Here is a 16,550-nt window from a genome sequence, read left to right as displayed (position 1 = left end):
GGGAGCCGTCGCGGCCATGAGCATCGCACGCGAGGACTGGCTGCGCGCGCACGCGACCCTCTGGTACGACGATCGCCGCTACCGCCTGGCCTGGCTCGCCCTGCCGCAGGCCGTGACCTGCGCGGTGGCGGGCCTGTGCATGGCGCTGGCCGCGCAGGGCGTCTGGGGTCAGCCGGCCACCGCCTCGAAGGCGCGGATCGCCGAGCTGAGCGCCCTGCGCGACCGGGCCGGCAAGGACGGCGACCGCACGGCGTTCGACGCGCTGACCGCCGCGGCCACCCGGGGCCAGATCGACGCCGCGACCAAGCTCGGGACGCTCTACGACCCGCTGACCGCCGCCTACTTCCCCAGCAAGCCCGCGCCGAACGATTTCGCCCGGGCGGCCGCCCTCTACGGACCGGGCGCCGCGATCGGCGACCTCCTGGCGGTCGCGCGCCTCGCGGACGTGCTGCTCGATCCGGCCAACCCCAACCGCGACCTCCGGCGCGGCTGCCGCCTCGCCCAGACCTGGTTCGACGATCCCGAGACGCTCGAGCGCACGATCACCGGCGAGGAGCGGCTCACCGTCAAGCTCGCCACCTGCTACGTCGAGCCCGAGAGCGGCCTGCCGCAGGACCCGGTCCGGGCCGGGGGGCTGGTGACCGCGGTGCTGTGGCGCAAGCACCGGCCGACGATGGACGCCTTCATCAATAATCTCGGCCAGCAGAACCCCGCCCTGGTGTCGGGCCTCCAGCGGCATCTGGCCGAGCAGCGTCGCTATATCGGCCCCGTGGACGGGCGGCCCAATCCCTGGATCATCACGGCCCTCCAGGTGGAGGCGGGGATCACCAACACGGTCGCGACCCCGCGGCCCGAGCCGCGGCGGATGGCGCCCAAGGGCCCGGATCCGGAGGTGATCGCCCTCGCGACCGCCGCCCGGGCCGGCGACCGGCGGAAGCTGGCCGAGCTCAAGGGCCGGGCCGATGCCGGGGACGCGGACGCGCTCACCGCCTATGCGCGCCTGTTCAACCCGGTGATGAACAAGGGCGACGTCTTCGCGCCGGACGCGCAGGTCGCCGTGGCCGCCTACGAGCGCGCCGCGGCCGCCGGGCACGGCATGGCGGCGGGCGAGGCCGCGGTGCTCTACGATTCCGGCTACGGCAACGTCGCCAAGGATCCCCGGAAGGCCGCGGCCCTCGCTCTGCGGGGCATCGACCTCAAGGACGACCAGATCACCTTCTGGCTGCTGTTCCCCGAGGCGGGGCACTGGAGCGACGGGTTCTGGGGCGCCCTTCAGGCCGAACTGACCACCCGCGGCTTCTACACGCTCCCGGTCGAGAACACGCGCAATCCGGCGGTCATCACGGCCCTGCGCGCCTACATGAAAGCCAAGTCATGAGCGGCGTCTTGATCGGGACCGACCGGCTCCGGGCGCACGCGACGCTCTGGTACGCGGATGCGCGCTACCGCCTCGCCTGGCTGGTCCTGCCCCAGGCCGCGGTCGCGCTCCTGGCCGGACTCGCCCTCGCGCTGCTGAAGCCCGCGGGCGAGTGGGGCAAGCCCGCCGACAGCAAGGAGAACGAGAAGCTCTATCTCGACCTGCTCGACAAGGCCGGCAAGGACGGCGACAGGGCCGCCTTCGAGAAGCTCAAGGCGGGTGCCGAGGCCGGCGACGTCAGCGCCCGCTCGTTCATGGGCGCCCTCTACAATCCCGAATGGGCCGCGCTCTACGTCAAGAATCCCGTCAAGCCCGATGCCGCCAAGGCCCTGACCTACTACCAGAAGCCCGCCGACCTCGGCTTCCCCGGGGCCCAGCGCGGCATGACCGAGCTCCTGCTCAACAGAGGCCGCGGCCAATACGATCTCAAGCGGGGCTGCCGCTACGGGCTGGCCTTCCACGCGAACCCGGTCGCCGCCCGGAACGCCTATCTCGATTCCTGGTCGACGCTCTACTGGATCGCCGGCTGCTACACCGATGCCGAGAGCGGCGTCCCGCGCGATCCGCAGAAGGCCGCCGATCTCTACATGGACACGGTGGCGGCCAAGCTGCCGCTGGCGGTCAGCACCTTCACGGACGAGCTCGGCCGCCAGCCCCCCGACCTCGTGGCGGCGATCCAGCGCAATCTCGCGAAGCGCGGCTTCTACACGGGTCCCGCCGACGGGTCGGCGACGCCGCAGACGCGCGCGGCCGTGCAGGCGCTGGCCGGCAGGGCCGCCGGCCCGCAGACCAATCCGGGGACCGGCAATCCAGGGGCGGGCAATTCCGGGGCGGGCAATTCCGGGGCGGGCAATTCCGGCCCCGGAAAGCCGGGCACGCCGCCGCCCGCGACACCGCCCGCGACACCACCCGCCTCCGCACCGAGCGTCGAGGCGTTGATGGCGCTGTTCAAGAGCGCGACCACCAACGCCGCCGACGAGGCGAAGCTCAGGAGCCTGGCGGAGAGCGGGGTCTCGGTGGCGCAGTATCTCTACGCGCTGCTCCTGTCGCCGGCGAACACGGAGCAGCGGATCACCGCCCCCGACGGCCTCTTGGCGCGGCGGTATCTGGAGCGCCTCGCGGGCGAGGCCTCCTTCGCCCCCGCGGCGGCCTCGGCGGCGTTCCTGTTCGATATCGGCGGCGCCGGCCTGCAGCGGGATCCCGGCAAGGCGGCCGACATGACGATCCGCGCCCTCGAACTCAAGTCCACCGAGATCCTGCAGAACCTCGAGCAGGACAAATGGGGCGTCGGCTTCTGGGCCGCGCTCCAGCAACGCCTCGCCGACCGGAATCTCTACCAGGGCCGCGTCGTCGACCAGCGCAACGACCGCACCATCCAGGCGGCGCGCCGCCTCCTCGGCAATCCATAGGAGACGGCCATGGCCCCCCGCCGCCGTTCGAATCCTGCGCGGTTCCCGGCCCCTCGGGCCGGGCGCCGCCTCGCCCTGTTCGCCGCCGCCCTGTTGGCCGGCCTCCTCCTGCCCGCCGCCGCGCAGGCGCAGATCAAGGTCCGCAAGGCCGATTGCTTCTTCGCGGCCGACGGCAGGACCGTCATCGACGGGGTCTGCGAGTTCCTGACCGATGCGCGCAGCTACGGCGTGGGCGGGTTCCGCCTCGCCACCTACGACAACGGCTACCTGCGCGACGGGGTGGTCGTGTCGGTGACGGCGCCGGGCCGGGGCACGGCCACCTGGAACCGGGAGCCCGGCGGCAAGCCCGAGGACGGCCCCGCCGACGGCGTCACGTCGGAGGGCGCCTGCTGGACCGGGTCCCGGAGCCGGGTCTGCGCCTGGAAGGTCGGCGAGGGCCGCCCCGGCTTCGGCGGGGCTCCCGCGGCGACGCCCGAGGCCGGCGCGCCGCGGGCCGCCGATTGCTACCTCGAGGTCGCCGGCGATGTCCGCCTCGACGGAGCCTGCCAGTTCCGGGCGGAGACCGGGCAGACCGGTGCCCGCGGCTTCGAGATCCGCTCCTATTCCGGGAGCAAGCTCGACGTCGTGGCGCAGCTCGTCCGCGACCCGCAGAACCCGCTGAAGGCCACCGCCTTCTGGAACGGGTCGTCCGGTGGCCTGCGCGCCGCCGAATCCCTTGGCGCCCTGTCCCCGAGCGGCCCCTGCTGGGACAATGACGGCGTCCGTCTCTGCGTCTGGCAGCCCGGCCAGCCTCGCGGCGGCTGGGACCGGCGGGACGGCGGGACCGCGCCTTCCCGCGATCGGCCCGCCGAAGCGCGGGCTCCGGCCCCGCCCGACACGCCGCCGCCGCCGTCGCAGTCACCGTCTCCACCGCCCGCGCCCCGCGACACCGCGGAGGCGCGGGACCCGCCGCCGGGCACGTTCCTGAAGCTGTCCTTCAAGGGCCGCTGCGAATCCCTGGTGATGGACGGGGAGGATCTCACCGCCCTCTGCGCCTCGGGTGCGGTGAACACCTCCGTCGTCGGGAGCCCGAAGGCCGGGTTCATCTTCGGCACCACCGACGGCAAGGCCATGGCGTTCCTGGCCTCGGCGAAGGGCCTCGTCGCAGGCGGCACCCTGCGCCAGCCCATCGACGAGCTGATGTACGCCGAGCGCGACCAGTCCACCATCAAGGTGAAGGGCACCTGCGAGTTGCCCAACCCGATGGGCGGCCCGGTGGTCATCACGTGCAACGCCCAGTCGACGAACAGCACCTACGCGGTCCGGTTCCGCACCGATGGCGGCAAGCCGGTCCTGGAGCGCTCCGACCCGAAGTGAGCGTCCCGCCCGCGGTCCACGACCGCCCGTCCCGCAGGCCGAGGAGGAGTCCCATGGCACACAGCGTCCCGAAGACGAGAGCGGCCGGGGTCGTGCGGCCTGGGCGGCCCGGCTTCGGCTTCCTCTTCGGCCTCCTCGGGCTCTGCCTCGCGGGGCCGGCGCTCGCCGGATCCACGAGCGTGACCGCGCGCCCCGGACAGCGGATCCGCCTCGACGGCTACGCCACCCACGAGACCCGGCCGGGCTGCCCGTCGGTTCCGGCGGCCGCGGTCGAACTGGTCACGCCGCCCCGCGGCGGACGCATCGAGCAGCGGCGCGAATTCCTGGTCCTCGGCCGGAACACCGACGGCACCCCGTCGCGGGACGGCTGCCAGGATGTCGAGCGGGACGCGCGGGCGCTCTACTACACGGCCCGGCCCGATTTCTCCGGCCTGGACACGGTGTCGGTGATCGTCACCTTCGTCACCGGCGAGGAGGCGACCTACACCTACAGGATCACGGTGCCCGAGGGCGAAGGCCGGCGGGCGCCGGCGGTGTCCCAGGCACCCGCCCCCGCGACGCGGGCCTCTCGCGGCCGGCCCCGACGGCGCGCGCCGCTCCGGCCGAGCGAGCGGCTCCGGCTCCGGCTCCGGCGCCCCAGGAGGCCAGCACCGGCGACTTCCTGCGCGACGCGGTCCGCGGCGCGGTCCCGGCCGGCCGGCCGGCACCGGCTTCGCCGCCCCCGAAGGCTGCAGAGGCCGCGGCGCCCGTGTCCGGCACGCCCGCACCGCCCGCGCTGCCGCCACAGCAGCTGGCACCGCCGCGCCCGCCCGCCGCGCCGCAGCTCTGACGCGCCGCGGACGGTCAGCCCTGCGGCGGAGGCCGCGCCCCCCATCGCCAAGCCGAGGACGAGTCCCGTGCATCAGCGCCTTCCGAACGCTCCCCGATCCGCAGCACCGACCCGACCGCGGCGGCGCACCGGCGTCGGCGTCCTGGCCCTCGGATCGGCGCTCGGCTCAGCGCTCTGCCTGCCGCTCTGCCTCGCCCTGCCGGCCCGGGCGGAGGTGGAGAACAAGACCGCGCGCCCCGGTCAGCGGATCTTCCTCCAGGGCTTCACCTACTACTTCGCCACGCAGGGTGCCGCTCGCGCGCGGCCACGATCGAACTCGTCAGGCCGCGCGGCGGGCGCATCGAGCAGCGGCGGGAATTCCGGATCCTCAGCGGCAAGGTCGACGAGACCGGGGCGCAGATCCGACAGCCGGACGGCTGCGAGGACGCCAAGAAGGATGCGATGTCGCTCTACTACACGGCACGCACCGACTTCTCCGGCCTCGACACCCTGTCGGTCGCCGTCACCTTCGGGGACGGGTCCACGGTGCCGTACACGTTCCGGATCACCGTGCCGCCGGGCGAGCCCCGCCGGGCCCCGGCGGTGTCGCAGGTGCCGGTGCCGCGCGACGGCGGCAGCGGCCAGGCCGCACCGGCGGCCCGGGCGGCGCCGGCTCCGGCTCCGGCGTCCCGGGAGGCCGGCACCAGCACCGGCGATTTCCTGCGCGACACGGTCCGCGGCTCGGTCGCGGCCCCGCGGCCGGCGCCGGTCGCTGAGCCTCCGAAGGCGGAGGCGGCCGCGTCCGGCGCGGTGCCGCGGACCGAGCCCCCGGCACCGCGCGAGATGGCGCCGCCGCCGCGCCCCCGGCCACCGGCCGCGCCGCAGCTCTGAGACCCTGCGGGGGGCCGGCCGGCGCGGACCGGCCTCCCGCACCCGTACGGATCGACGCCCGACCGGGACCCGGCCGCGCAGGTCCGCCAAGTCCACGCCAGAACGAAGTGAGAGGCGCCCCATGGGATCGATGCAAACCGCGTTCGTCCACGCGGCAATCCTGTCCACACTCGCGCTCCCGGCGGCAGCGGCGGAGACATGCCGCGACCATTACCGGAGCGAGGGGACGCCGATGCTTCAGGCCATCACCTACAAGACGTGGATGATCTTCCCCTCGGTCAGCCCCAAGGCCGCGTTCGACCGGGTGACGCGGGCGGTCCTGGCCGAAGGCTTCGTGGGCGTGCACGTCGAGAAGCAGCTCGGGACCCTGACGGCCCAGCAGGAGACATCCGGCTCGGGGCGACCGCAGACGCTGCGGGTCGTCGTGCGCAAGGCCGGGACGGGCAGCCGGGTCGACGCCCTGTTCATGGTGCAGGCCGGTCAGATCGGTCAGGACGTCGACCAGAACCTGTGCCGCGTCGTCGATGCCGCGGCGCAGTAGGGCCCGGATGGCGCGCGGCTGCGGGCGTCCGCCCGCACCCCGCGGCCTGTCACGGGGGAGCGGCGCGGCTCCGCGGCGCTGCCCAGGCGCGCGGTCCGGATGCGAGGTTCAGATGCGCCGTTCAGTGCGAGGCCGGCCGTGACGCGGCTCCTGGTGGCGGCCGTCGCCGCATCCCTCCTGGCGCCGTCTGCGGCCCGGGCGATCGACTGCCGCAAGGCGGCCAGCCCGCTCGAGCGCATGATCTGCGCCGACGCGGCGCTCCGGAAGGCCGATGCCGCCCTGGGTTCGGCCTATGCCGGCCTCCTGCACGGCACGGTCGACGCCGAGATCCGGGCGATGCTGATCGCCAGCCAGAAGCGCTGGGTGGCGGCCCGGGACACGGGGCTCGGCGACCTGGACGCGGCCGACGCGCGCACCATCGTGCTGGGGGCGATCCGGGCCCGGACCGAGGACCTGTCCGGCCGCGCGAAGAGCGATCCGGCCCGGCCGCACTGGATCGCGGCGGCGCTGCGCCAGCGGGCCTTCGCGGCACGGTTCACCGGCGGCCCCTTCGCGGGGTTCGACACGGCCTGCTATTTCCTGCCCGTCGGGCAGGACCGGGTCTACGGCTGCTTCGGCAGCCGGCGCTTCCAGAACGGCGACCGGGTCTGCACGCTGTCCGACGACTGGGCGAGCGGGCACACCACCGAGACGCGCACGGTCGGGCGGGTCGTCGACGGCGCCGTGCGAACGGTCGCGACCTGCACGATCGGCGGGGGCGACGACGCGGAATGCCCGGGTCCCGAAAACCCCGCCGGCCGCTGGACGCGGCCTGCCGCCCCGGCGGCCGCGACTGCCAGCGCGACGACGGCGCCCGCAGGCCCTCGGGCCGTCCTCGATGTCGAGCTGGCCTCGGACGCCGAGGCCGAGACCTGGCTCTCGACCTGCCTGACAGACCCCGCCTATCCGCCGCCCGACCCGGTTCCGGCGGCCGGGACGGAACCGGGGTCGCGCCCGCCGGCGCGCGCGGGCGACCCGAACGGGAAGTGACGATGAGACCGGACGCCCCCTTGCCGGACCCGGCCCGCAGCCGCCATCCGGGTGACGCCGGCCTTCGGCTGCGCGCAGGCCGTGGCGCAGCCGGGGAAGCTCCTCGGCGCCCGCGCATCGGCCGAGCCGGCCGGGCACCCGCCTTGGTCCTCGGCCTGATGCTCGGCCTGCCCCTCGCCGGATCGGCCGCCGCGCAGGACGGGCCGCCGGCGCCACGCGTCACTTCCGCCGTGAAGGGCCTGCGCTTCGTGCCCCTCGCCGCGCTGCCGCGGGCCCCGGGCGGGGCGGGGCGCCAGGCCGGCTGCCCGGGCGAGGTCGTGCCGGCACAATCGGAGGCGGCGCAGGCCGTGGCCGCCCGGGACTGGTTCGTCACCGGCGAAGCGGCGCTGGGCCGCTACCGGGCCGTCAGCTTCGCCAGCGACCTGCAGCAGGGGACGAGCGGCACCTGCCTCATCGCGGACGGCAATGTCGGCCTCTTCGACGGGACGCGCCTCGTCGCCCTCGTGTACGGCGCCGGCCGGACCGGCGCGGTCGGCCGGATCGCGGCGCGCGCCGGCGGCGTGCGCCTCTGGGACGGCGATCTGCCGCCCTCTCCGGTGGGCGACCTGACCCTGCGCCCGGACGGGACCCTGTCCCTGGAGCCGCTTCCCGCGGTCGAATCCGTCTGCGGTGGCCGCGGAGCGGTCCCCGCCATCCGCGGCCAGCCGATCGACACGGCCCGGGCGGCGCTGATCGCCGCGGGCTGGACGCCGGTGAAGGGTCCGCCGAGCGACGATGCGCGGGAGCGGGATCTCGCCCGGCGCGGCGTGATCGAGGTCGACGGCTGTTCCGGGACGGGCCTCGCCTATTGCAGCTTCCGGTATGCGGGGGCCGCCGGCGCGCTCTCGGTGACCACGACGGGCGACGGGGACCTGCCCGAGGTCCACGAATACGGAGTCACGTGCCGATGAGACGGATCCTGCGGGCGCTGGCGCTGATCGCGGCGACGGGGCCGGCCGCGACCGCCGCGGTCGCGGCGCCCGCGCCGCCCTGCGCGGCCGAGGCCGAGCGGCAGGCCCTCAAGCTGCTGCGCTTCCACAGCGACGGCGACGCGCGGGCCACGGTCGATCCCGCTTCCGTTCGGTCCGTCGGCACCGTCGCGTCCCTGGTCGGGACGCGGCGCTTCCAGGTGATCGAGGCGGAGGGCAGCATCGACAAGGGCGATTATCGGATCCGGCTGATCTACGCGCCGATGCCCGGGAGCTGCGTGCTGATGGGGCAGGAGATCCTCGAGCGGTCCGATCCCTACTGAGCACCGCCCTCAGCGCGCGCCGAGGCAGCCGGTCCCGGGCGCCGGCAGGACCAGCCAGGCGCCCCCCGCGTAGAGGCGCCGGACCGCGCCCGGCGCGGCGGGCCGGATCACCAGATACGCGCGGCCGGCCGAGACCAGGGCCCCGTCGTCGGCGGCCGCCAGGGCGGCGGGGTTCCCGAGCGCCACCACGGTCTCCGGCTGGACCGCGAGGGCGGTCAGCGCGGTCACGCCGAGCCACCCGGCGAGCGCCGCCGCCGCCGGGGCGACCGGCAGGCCGCGCCGGGGGCGCCGATCAGTAATCGTAGGCATGCTCGAACCGGCCCCCCGCGGCCTCGACGGCGCGGATCTGTTCGACGAGCTGCTCCACCGCGGTGTCGTAGCCGACGCGCTGCCAGCCCGGCTCGGACTGGATCGGCATCGCGAACAGCGGCTCGGCCCCGGCGAGGGCGACCGTCCGGCCCGGCGGCAGGAGGACGGTGGTGAGGATCCGGTCGTTGCCGGCGATCTCCAGCACGGTCCGGCCGCGCGCCCCCAGGCCCCGCAGGATCTCCGTGAAGGCCCGGTAGCGCGGCGTCTCGATCAGGGCGGCCGGTCCGCCATCGCCGGCCGGGACGGGGCCGAGGCGGGTGATGCGCGGGTCGGCGGCCGCGTCGGCGGCGTCGAGCCCCGCCACGACGCTGCGGATCGTCAGGCCGGCCGGGTCCATCCCGGCGAGCCACGCGATCCCCCGCGCGTAGGCCCATTTCACCCCGTATTGCAGCGAGAGCGCGCCGCGCCGCTCGACCGCCCGCAGGGACGGCGTGAACGGGACATCGCGCCAGAGCCGGGACAGCTCCGCGTCGAACGGGTAGCGGTACCAGGGGGTCTGGCGCAGGAACACGGCGTAATCCGCGAGCAGCCGGGCGTTGAACCGGTCCTCCTCCGTGGGCTCGGGCCCCCGCCACCACGCGGTCAGCGCCCCGACGGTGCGCTCGTAGGCGCCCTGGATCAGCATCTCGGCCGTGAAGCTGAGGCCGATGACGTAGTTGGTGACCTTCTGGCCCGCGGTGACGTCGCCGGTGCGCCCGGCCGCCCGGGTCGCCCCGCACAGGCTCGTCCAGAAGCCGGTGGTCGCCGCCCAGTAGTCGAAGGCCGATTCCGAGGCGGATCGCGTCACCCCGGCGAGGTCCGCGTAGGCGTGGACGATGTCCCATTCGGGGAAGGTCAGGTAGCTGTCGCCGGCCGCGCGCTTGTAGCCGTCGGCGGCGATCCCGAAGCGCGAGCCGCCCCCCGCACGCCCCTGCAGGGTGGGATCGGGCGCGACCGCGCAGCCCCCTCGATCGCCGCGACCGGCAGGGCGCAGGCGAGCGCGAGGAGGGCCAGGCCGGCGGCCGCCCAGCGGGCGGCCCGGCGGCGGCGACGGCGGGACGGGGGCTCACGCCGCGCCCGCCGCGGCGGCGCGCCACGGCCACCAGCCGAGCACCACGCCGGCGAGCCCGAGGCTCAGGTGCGGGCCGTTCGAGAGGAGCGGGCTGTCCTGGAAGCCCTTCAGGAACAGCGACAGGTCGAGGAAGCTCGATCCGGTGATCACCCCGACCACGCCGTCGAGGAGGTAGATCGCCCCGAAGGCCCGCAGGAAGGTCACGGCGGCGTGCCGCGACCACAGGGCGGCGGCGAGCGCCCACAGGCCGGAGGCGAGGTGAAGCGCGTCCTTGTAGACGTCGAGCCGGAACAGGCCGAAGACGCGGCCCTCCGCGTCCCGGAAGGCCGGGATGTAGTCGGTGGCGGCGGCGAACAGCAGGATGGCCGCGAAGGCGAGGGCGGCCGCCTGTGGGGGCGTGGGTCTCATGAGCGGATCCTTGCGCGGTCAGGCCATGGAGGTCGACCAGAGGGCGTTCCGGAACAGCAGCCCGGGATCGTACCGGCGCTTGGCCGCCACGAAGGCGTCGAGCCTGGGATAGGCCCGGGCCATCTGGTCGCGCCGGGCATGCAGGCGGTAGGGCAGGTAATAGGCCCCGCCGAGCGCCACGACGCGCTCGATCAGGGCCTCGGTCATGCGCATCATCGCGGCCTCGTCGCCGGGGGTGAGCCCCTGCGAGAACGACATCACGGCACCGATGCGGGGAGAAGGCGCGTAGGCCAGCGTCGAGTCCGGGTCCGCCGCCACGTAGCGCAGGGTCACGTTGAGGCAGTCGCAGCCCGAGCCCGGGATGATCTCCCGGCAGGCGGCGCGGAACGCGTCGAACCGCTCGGGCGGGACGAAATACTCGTGCAGGATGTCGGTGCGGTTGCGGTCGCGCGAGGCGAGGTTCGCCACCGGCTCGTTCATCAGGCTGTTGCGGGTGGCGAGGCCGGGGTCGAGCGTCGGGTTGAGCCGGGTCTCGGCGATCCAGCGGGCGCGCTTGCCGAACTCGCTGCCGACCTGGGCGCGGTAGATCTCCCGCGAGACCGCCGAGAACGCCCCCTGCGCGGCCGCGGCGGGCAAGACCTGCGGCGGGTGCTCCGCCTCCGCGTAGGTGACGAGGATCGCCTCCTCGAAGAACCCGGCCTGCGCCACCGAGAGGCGGCCGTAGGCCATGCGCAGCCGCGGGTCGCGCTCCACCGCCGCCACGAAGGCCGGCGCGAACTCCGCGGCCGGCATCACCGCGAAGGTCGGCGTCAGGAGGCGGTTCGGCACCATCTCGACCACGAGGTCGACCACGATCCCGAACAGGCCGTAGCCGCCCATCGCCAGCCCGAACAGCTCGGCGTTCTCGGTGCGGGAGCAGGTGACGAGGCTGCCATCGGCCAGGACGAGGCGGAGGGCGCGGACGGTGGAGCCGAAGGGCCCGCGCGGGGCCGGCCAGCCATGGGCGTTGACGCTGAAGGTCGAGCCGACCCCGAAATCGCTGTTCGACTGCATCACCGCGGGCGAGAACCCGATCCGGTCGAGCTGACGGATGACCTGCGACCAGCGCGCGCCGGCCCCGACCCGGTAGAGGCCGGCAGCGGTGTCGGGCTCGATCGGGCCGCCCTCCAGGGTCACGGCCGTCCCGTCGCGGGCGAGGCTCTGGCCGCCCATGGAATGGCGGGCGACGCCGACCGCCACCGGCCGCCCGGCGGCGGCGGCGTCCCGGATCTCGGCGCGCACGGCCTCGATCAGGGCCTCGGTCGACCCTGTCGGGAGCACGGCGTGGCGGGCCACCGGGGTCGGGTTGAGGCCGCTCGCATCGTTCAGGATGATCCGCGGCGCGGCCCGGGCCGCCCGCGGCAGCAGCGCGGCGGCCGCCAGGGCGCCGCCGCCCGCGAGGATCCTGCGCCTGCTCGGTCGTATCCCCGCCATGACCGTCGCCCCCAGCCCTCGATTCGCACCGGCGGGGCGACCGGCTCGCCCCGCCGGCTTACCCTGCGACGGGTCCGGGCCCGCCGGCGTGAGATCGCGCACGGAGCGCGATACGGCCAAACAAACCGACCGGCCCTCTTCGCACGCGGCGGCTCGTTCGCCCCTACCAGCGGCCGGCCGCGCGGTTAACCGCACGCCTGCGCGGGTCCTGCGCCTGCTCAAGGCCCGCCAGGATGCCGTCTTGCGTGACCTGCTGCCCGCGGGCCTGCCCACAGGCGCCCGTGACGGCGAGCCTGCCGCCTTATGAGGTCCGCCCCGTCCAACGGGAGGACGAAGCCCTGCGGGGCGCGCGGAGTAAGACGGGCGCCGCATCGTCGGTCGGCCGCCCGTCCGTCCGGCCAGGGCCCGTGGCGACACCCGATCGGCCCTGTGACGCCCGCCTGTCCCGAGAGCGTGATTCTGGCCGGATCCGGCGCGTGTCCGGCTCCGGGATCGGAGTGTTCTGCGTGCGCGGAGAAAACCGGCCGTCGCCCCCGCGGGACTTCCGAGATTCTTCGTACCGCCCGGCGGCCGAAGCCGTCTCAAGGCACGCGATTGTCCATCGCGGCTTGACACTGACCTTCCGCCTCGTGGCCACTCGCCGGCCTTCATCCCCTGCGCTGGAGCGGATATCGGCCGCGGCGGGACCAGCGGCGCCTGCAGATCCGTTGCCGGAGGCGGATCCGACGCGACGCCATTCGGCCTCTTAAGCATGCCCGAGGCGGCGCGCGCGCCGTGCGGAACGGTGTCGTGAGCTTGGCTGTTGCCTCCCTGCCGACCAGTCCCTGGCCGGCACCGAGCCGCCGGCGATGACCGGCGCGCCGACACCCTGAGAGGAACGCCTATGAGGAAATCCCTGCTGGTCGTCGCCGTCCTGGCCGCCTTCGGCGCGGCCGGCGCCGCGACCTCGGCCTCGGCCGCGCCCGGCCTGCCCGGCGCCGTGAGCGCCCCGTCGGACGTGGTCTCCGTCCGCATGGACCGGATGCACGGCCACCATCACCACCGGATGATGCGCCATCACCGCCACGGGCACATGATGCGCCATCACCATCATCGCGGGCACATGACGCGGCATATGCACCGCCATCACCGCATGTGAGCTGGTCGGGGCCCCCAGGGGCCCCGTTCCCCGGGATCCGGCGTGCGGCCCGGCCCTGCGACCGGCGCGACATGAGCCGGGCCAGGCCGCCCCAGCGGGAGGACTGACCGCACGCCTCTACTCTGCGGCCTCGCGGTGGACCGGCTCCGGCTGGCGCGCCCGGGACGTGATCGTCGCGGGCCGGACCCTGCCGAAGCGGGCGTAGAGGGCCGGCAGCACCACCAGCGTCAGCAGGGTCGCGCTGATCAGGCCGCCGATGACCACGGTGGCGAGCGGCCGCTGGATCTCGGCCCCGGTCTCGGTGGCGATGGCCATCGGCACGAAGCCGAGCGAAGCGACCAGCGCCGTCATCGCCACCGGCCGCAGCCGGATCATCGCGCCCTCCAGGATGGCCTCCCGCTTCGGGCGCCCCTCCGCCACGAGCTGCTTGATGAAGGTCAGCATCACGAGGCCGTTCAGGACCGCCACGCCCGACAGCGCGATGAAGCCGACCGCCGCCGGCACCGAGACCGGCATGCCGCGCAGCCACAGGGCCACGATGCCGCCGGTCAGCGCCAGCGGCACCGCGCTGAACACCAGCAGCGCGTCCCGCGGCGAGCCCAGGGCCGAGTAGAGCAGCAGGAAGATCAGGAAGAAGCACGCCGGCACCACCACCATCAGCCGCTGCTTGGCCGAGGCGAGGTTCTCGAACTGGCCGCCCCAGGTCACGAAGGAGCCCGGCGGCAACGGCACTTGCCGCCCGACCTCGGCCTGCGCCTCCGCCACGAGGGAGCCGATGTCGCGCCCGCGCACGTTGGCGGTGACGACCACCCGGCGCTTGCCGTTCTCGCGGCTGATCTGGTTCGGCCCCTCCGTGACCGAGAAGCCCGCCACCTGCTTGAGCAGGACCGAACGCGCACGGCCGTTCGGGCCGGGCGGCAGGGGCACCGGGATATTTTCCAGGGCCTCGCGGTCCTCGCGCACCGTGTCGGTGAGGCGCACCACGATGGGGAAGCGCCGGTCGCCCTCGAAGACGACGCCGGCATCCTTGCCGCCGATGGCCGCGCCGATGACCTCCTGGATGGCGCCCGTGCTGAGGCCGTAGCGGGCGGCCTCGGCCTTGTTGATCTTGATCTCCAGGAACGGCAGGCCCGCCGTCTGCTCGACCTTCACGTCCTCGGCGCCGTCGATGCCCTTCAGGACCGCCGCGATCTGGTTGGCGGTCTTCAGCATCGGCTCGAACTCCTCGCCGAACACCTTCACGGCGAGGTCGCCCCGGGTGCCGGCGAGCAGCTCGTTGAAGCGGAGCTGGATCGGCTGCGAGAACTCGTAGACGTTGCCGGCGAGCGCCCCCACCGCCGTCTCGATCTGCGCCTGCAGGTCGGCCTTCGACAGGCTCGGGTCCGGCCACGCCTCCTGCGGTCTGAGCATGACGAAGGTGTCGGAGGAGTTCGGCGGCATCGGATCGGAGGCGACCTCCGCCGTGCCGGTCTTCGAGAACACGTAGGCGACCTGCGGGAACTTGGAGACCACCTGCTCGACCTTGAGCTGCATCGCCTGCGACTGGGTCAACGAGGTCGAGGGGATGCGGGTGGCGTTGAGCGCGATGCTCTTCTCGTCGAGTTGCGGGATGAACTCGGTCCCGAGCCGGGTGAACAGGACGCCCGCCCCGACCAGCAGCAACAGGGCCGCCCCGAGAAAGGCGAGGGGACCGCGCACCGCCGCCCCGAGCACCGGCCGGTAGGCCGCCTTCAGCGCCCGGATGATGAGGTTGTCCTTCTCGGTGACCGTGCCGGTGATGACGATGGCGATCAGCGCCGGCACGAAGGTCAGCGACAGGATGAAGGCCGAGACCAGCGCGATGATGACGGTCAGCGCCATCGGCGCGAACATCTTGCCCTCGACCCCGGTGAAGGTCAGGAGCGGCACGTAGACCAGGATGATGATGGCTTGCCCGTAGAGGGACGGCTTGATCATCTCCTCGGCCGACGCCCGCACCGTCTGAAGGCGCTCCTCGGTCTCGAGGGCCCGCCCGAGGGCGTGTTGCTTCTCGGCGAGATGGCGCAGGGCGTTCTCGGTGATGATCACCGCCCCGTCGACGATGAGGCCGAAGTCGAGGGCGCCGAGCGACATCAGGTTCGCCGAGATCTTCGCCTCGACCATCCCGGTCAGCGTCATCAGCATCGCCACCGGGATGACCAGCGCCGTGATGACGGCCGCCCGGATGTTGCCGAGCAGCAGGAACAGGATGACGATGACGAGGGCCGCGCCCTCGGACAGGTTCTTCACCACCGTCCTCACCGTCGCCTCGACGAGACGGGTCCGGTCGAGGACGGTCTGGACCGCGACGCCGGGGGGCAGGCTCCTGCGGATCTGGTCCATCTTGGCGTCGACCGCGGCGGCCACCGTGCGGCTGTTCTCGCCGATCAGCATCAGGGCGGTGCCGATGACGACCTCCTGGCCGTCCTCGCTGCCCGAGCCGGTGCGCAGGTCGCGCCCGATGCGGACCTCGGCGATGTCCCGGATCCGGACCGGCACGCCGCCGCGGGTCGCGACCACGACGTTGCCGATGTCGTCCATGTCCTCGAGGCGTCCGGCGGCGCGCACGACGTAGCCCTCGCCGTTATCCTCCAGGTAGCGGGCGCCCTGGTTGGCGTTGTTCGCCTCCAGCGCCCGGGCGACGTCCGAGAAGGACAGGTCGAGGGAGGCGAGCTTATCGGGGTCGGGCTGGACGTGGTACTGCTTCTCGAAGCCGCCGATCCCGTCGACGCCGGCCACGCCGGGCACGGTCTTGATCTGGGGCCGGATGATCCAGTCCTGAACCGTGCGCAGGTACGCGGTCTGCTCCAGCGCCGTCCTGAGGCGCTGGCCCTCGGGGGTCAGGTAGCTTCCGTCGGGCTGCCAGCCCGGCGCGCCCGCCTTCGAGAGCGTTCGCTCGCCGGGCTTCGCGTAGTGGATCGACCACATGTAGATCTCGCCGAGGCCCGTGGAGATCGGGCCCATGGCGGGCTCTGCCCCGGGGGGCAGGTCCCGCCTCACCTGGGCGAGGCGCTCGGCCACCTGCTGGCGGGCGAAGTAGATGTCGAGCGTCTCGGCGAAGACGGCGGTGACCTGCGAGAAGCCGTTGCGCGAGAGCGAGCGGGTGTATTCGAGCCCCTTGATGCCGGCGAGGGCGGTCTCGACCGGGTAGGTGGCCTGCTTCTCGATATCGACCGGCGCGAGCGAGGGCGCGGTCGTGTTGATCTGCACTTGGTTGTTGGTGATGTCCGGGACCGCATCGATGGGCAGCTGCGTCACCGCGTAGCCGCCGAAGCCGGCGGCGAGCAGCGACAGCAGCAGCACGAGCCAGCGCTGGCGGACCGAGACGTCGAGGATGCGGCTGATCATGTC

Annotated in this window: 14 protein-coding genes; 9 read left to right on the top strand and 5 right to left on the bottom strand. The window is 73.9% G+C overall.

The annotated features are described in order from the left end of the window. Positions 1–16 precede the first annotated feature (16 nt). From PQI07_RS24780 to PQI07_RS24745, 8 genes are all read left to right on the top strand, one after another. Positions 17–1,378: a hypothetical protein gene (locus PQI07_RS24780; RefSeq protein ID WP_274927623.1), complete on the top strand. Its 1,362-nt coding sequence runs from the start codon at positions 17–19 to the stop codon at positions 1,376–1,378. Continuing rightward, positions 1,375–2,826 carry a peptidoglycan-binding protein gene (locus tag PQI07_RS24775; RefSeq protein WP_075379996.1) on the top strand — a complete coding sequence of 484 codons (1,452 nt, stop codon included), beginning with the start codon at positions 1,375–1,377 and terminating at the stop codon, positions 2,824–2,826. Before PQI07_RS24780 ends, PQI07_RS24775 begins: the two co-directional genes overlap by 4 nt. Positions 2,827–2,835: 9 nt before the next feature. Next, positions 2,836–4,182: a hypothetical protein gene (locus PQI07_RS24770; protein ID WP_274927622.1), complete on the top strand. Its 1,347-nt coding sequence runs from the start codon at positions 2,836–2,838 to the stop codon at positions 4,180–4,182. Positions 4,183–5,452: 1,270 nt separating this feature from the next. Beyond that, positions 5,453–5,881 (top strand): hypothetical protein, encoded by a 429-nt coding sequence (locus PQI07_RS24765; protein ID WP_274927621.1) that lies wholly within the window; start codon positions 5,453–5,455, stop codon positions 5,879–5,881. Between the two features lie 121 nt (positions 5,882–6,002). Then, a complete protein-coding gene (locus tag PQI07_RS24760) occupies positions 6,003–6,422 on the top strand; it encodes a hypothetical protein (protein WP_052083589.1) in 420 nt (139 codons plus the stop codon). Positions 6,423–6,560: 138 nt separating this feature from the next. Then, positions 6,561–7,451 (top strand): lysozyme inhibitor LprI family protein, encoded by an 891-nt coding sequence (locus PQI07_RS24755; protein WP_274927620.1) that lies wholly within the window; start codon positions 6,561–6,563, stop codon positions 7,449–7,451. A gap of 143 nt (positions 7,452–7,594) precedes the next feature. Then, complete coding sequence (locus PQI07_RS24750; protein ID WP_274927619.1) at positions 7,595–8,401, top strand: hypothetical protein; 807 nt, start codon at positions 7,595–7,597, stop codon at positions 8,399–8,401. Beyond that, positions 8,398–8,742 (top strand): hypothetical protein, encoded by a 345-nt coding sequence (locus PQI07_RS24745; protein WP_043389361.1) that lies wholly within the window; start codon positions 8,398–8,400, stop codon positions 8,740–8,742. The genes PQI07_RS24750 and PQI07_RS24745 overlap by 4 nt, the downstream gene beginning before the upstream one ends. Before the next feature lie 9 nt (positions 8,743–8,751). On the opposite strand, the gene PQI07_RS24740 is transcribed toward PQI07_RS24745, so the two are convergent. The 4 genes from PQI07_RS24740 to PQI07_RS24725 all read right to left on the bottom strand — a co-directional run bounded on the left by PQI07_RS24740 (position 8,752) and on the right by PQI07_RS24725 (position 12,043). Next, the gene (locus PQI07_RS24740; protein WP_043389363.1) at positions 8,752–9,051 is read right to left on the bottom strand and encodes a hypothetical protein; all 300 of its coding nucleotides are present in this window, start codon (positions 9,049–9,051) and stop codon (positions 8,752–8,754) included. Further along, entirely contained in the window at positions 9,035–9,898 is an 864-nt protein-coding gene (locus tag PQI07_RS24735) for a hypothetical protein (protein ID WP_274927618.1), read from the bottom strand. The genes PQI07_RS24740 and PQI07_RS24735 overlap by 17 nt, the downstream gene beginning before the upstream one ends. Positions 9,899–10,156: 258 nt before the next feature. Then, positions 10,157–10,570 (bottom strand): DUF4383 domain-containing protein, encoded by a 414-nt coding sequence (locus PQI07_RS24730; RefSeq protein WP_043356619.1) that lies wholly within the window; start codon positions 10,568–10,570, stop codon positions 10,157–10,159. Between the two features lie 18 nt (positions 10,571–10,588). Continuing rightward, on the bottom strand, positions 10,589–12,043 hold the full coding sequence (locus PQI07_RS24725) for an FAD-binding oxidoreductase (protein ID WP_043356621.1): 1,455 nt from the start codon (positions 12,041–12,043) through the stop codon (positions 10,589–10,591). Positions 12,044–12,926: 883 nt separating this feature from the next. On the opposite strand from PQI07_RS24725, the gene PQI07_RS24720 reads away from it, so the two are divergent. Further along, complete coding sequence (locus PQI07_RS24720; RefSeq protein WP_043356624.1) at positions 12,927–13,181, top strand: hypothetical protein; 255 nt, start codon at positions 12,927–12,929, stop codon at positions 13,179–13,181. Between the two features lie 117 nt (positions 13,182–13,298). Here the strand turns inward: PQI07_RS24720 and PQI07_RS24715 are convergent, their stop codons facing one another. Next, positions 13,299–16,547 (bottom strand): efflux RND transporter permease subunit, encoded by a 3,249-nt coding sequence (locus PQI07_RS24715; protein WP_274927617.1) that lies wholly within the window; start codon positions 16,545–16,547, stop codon positions 13,299–13,301. Positions 16,548–16,550: the final 3 nt, after the last annotated feature.

It is taken from the genome of Methylobacterium sp. 092160098-2, assembly GCF_028920805.1.
GTDB classification, from domain to species: domain Bacteria; phylum Pseudomonadota; class Alphaproteobacteria; order Rhizobiales; family Beijerinckiaceae; genus Methylobacterium; species Methylobacterium fujisawaense.
The sequence above is the reverse complement of the archived record's forward strand: the minus strand, read 5'-3'. Positions and strand labels throughout refer to the sequence as shown.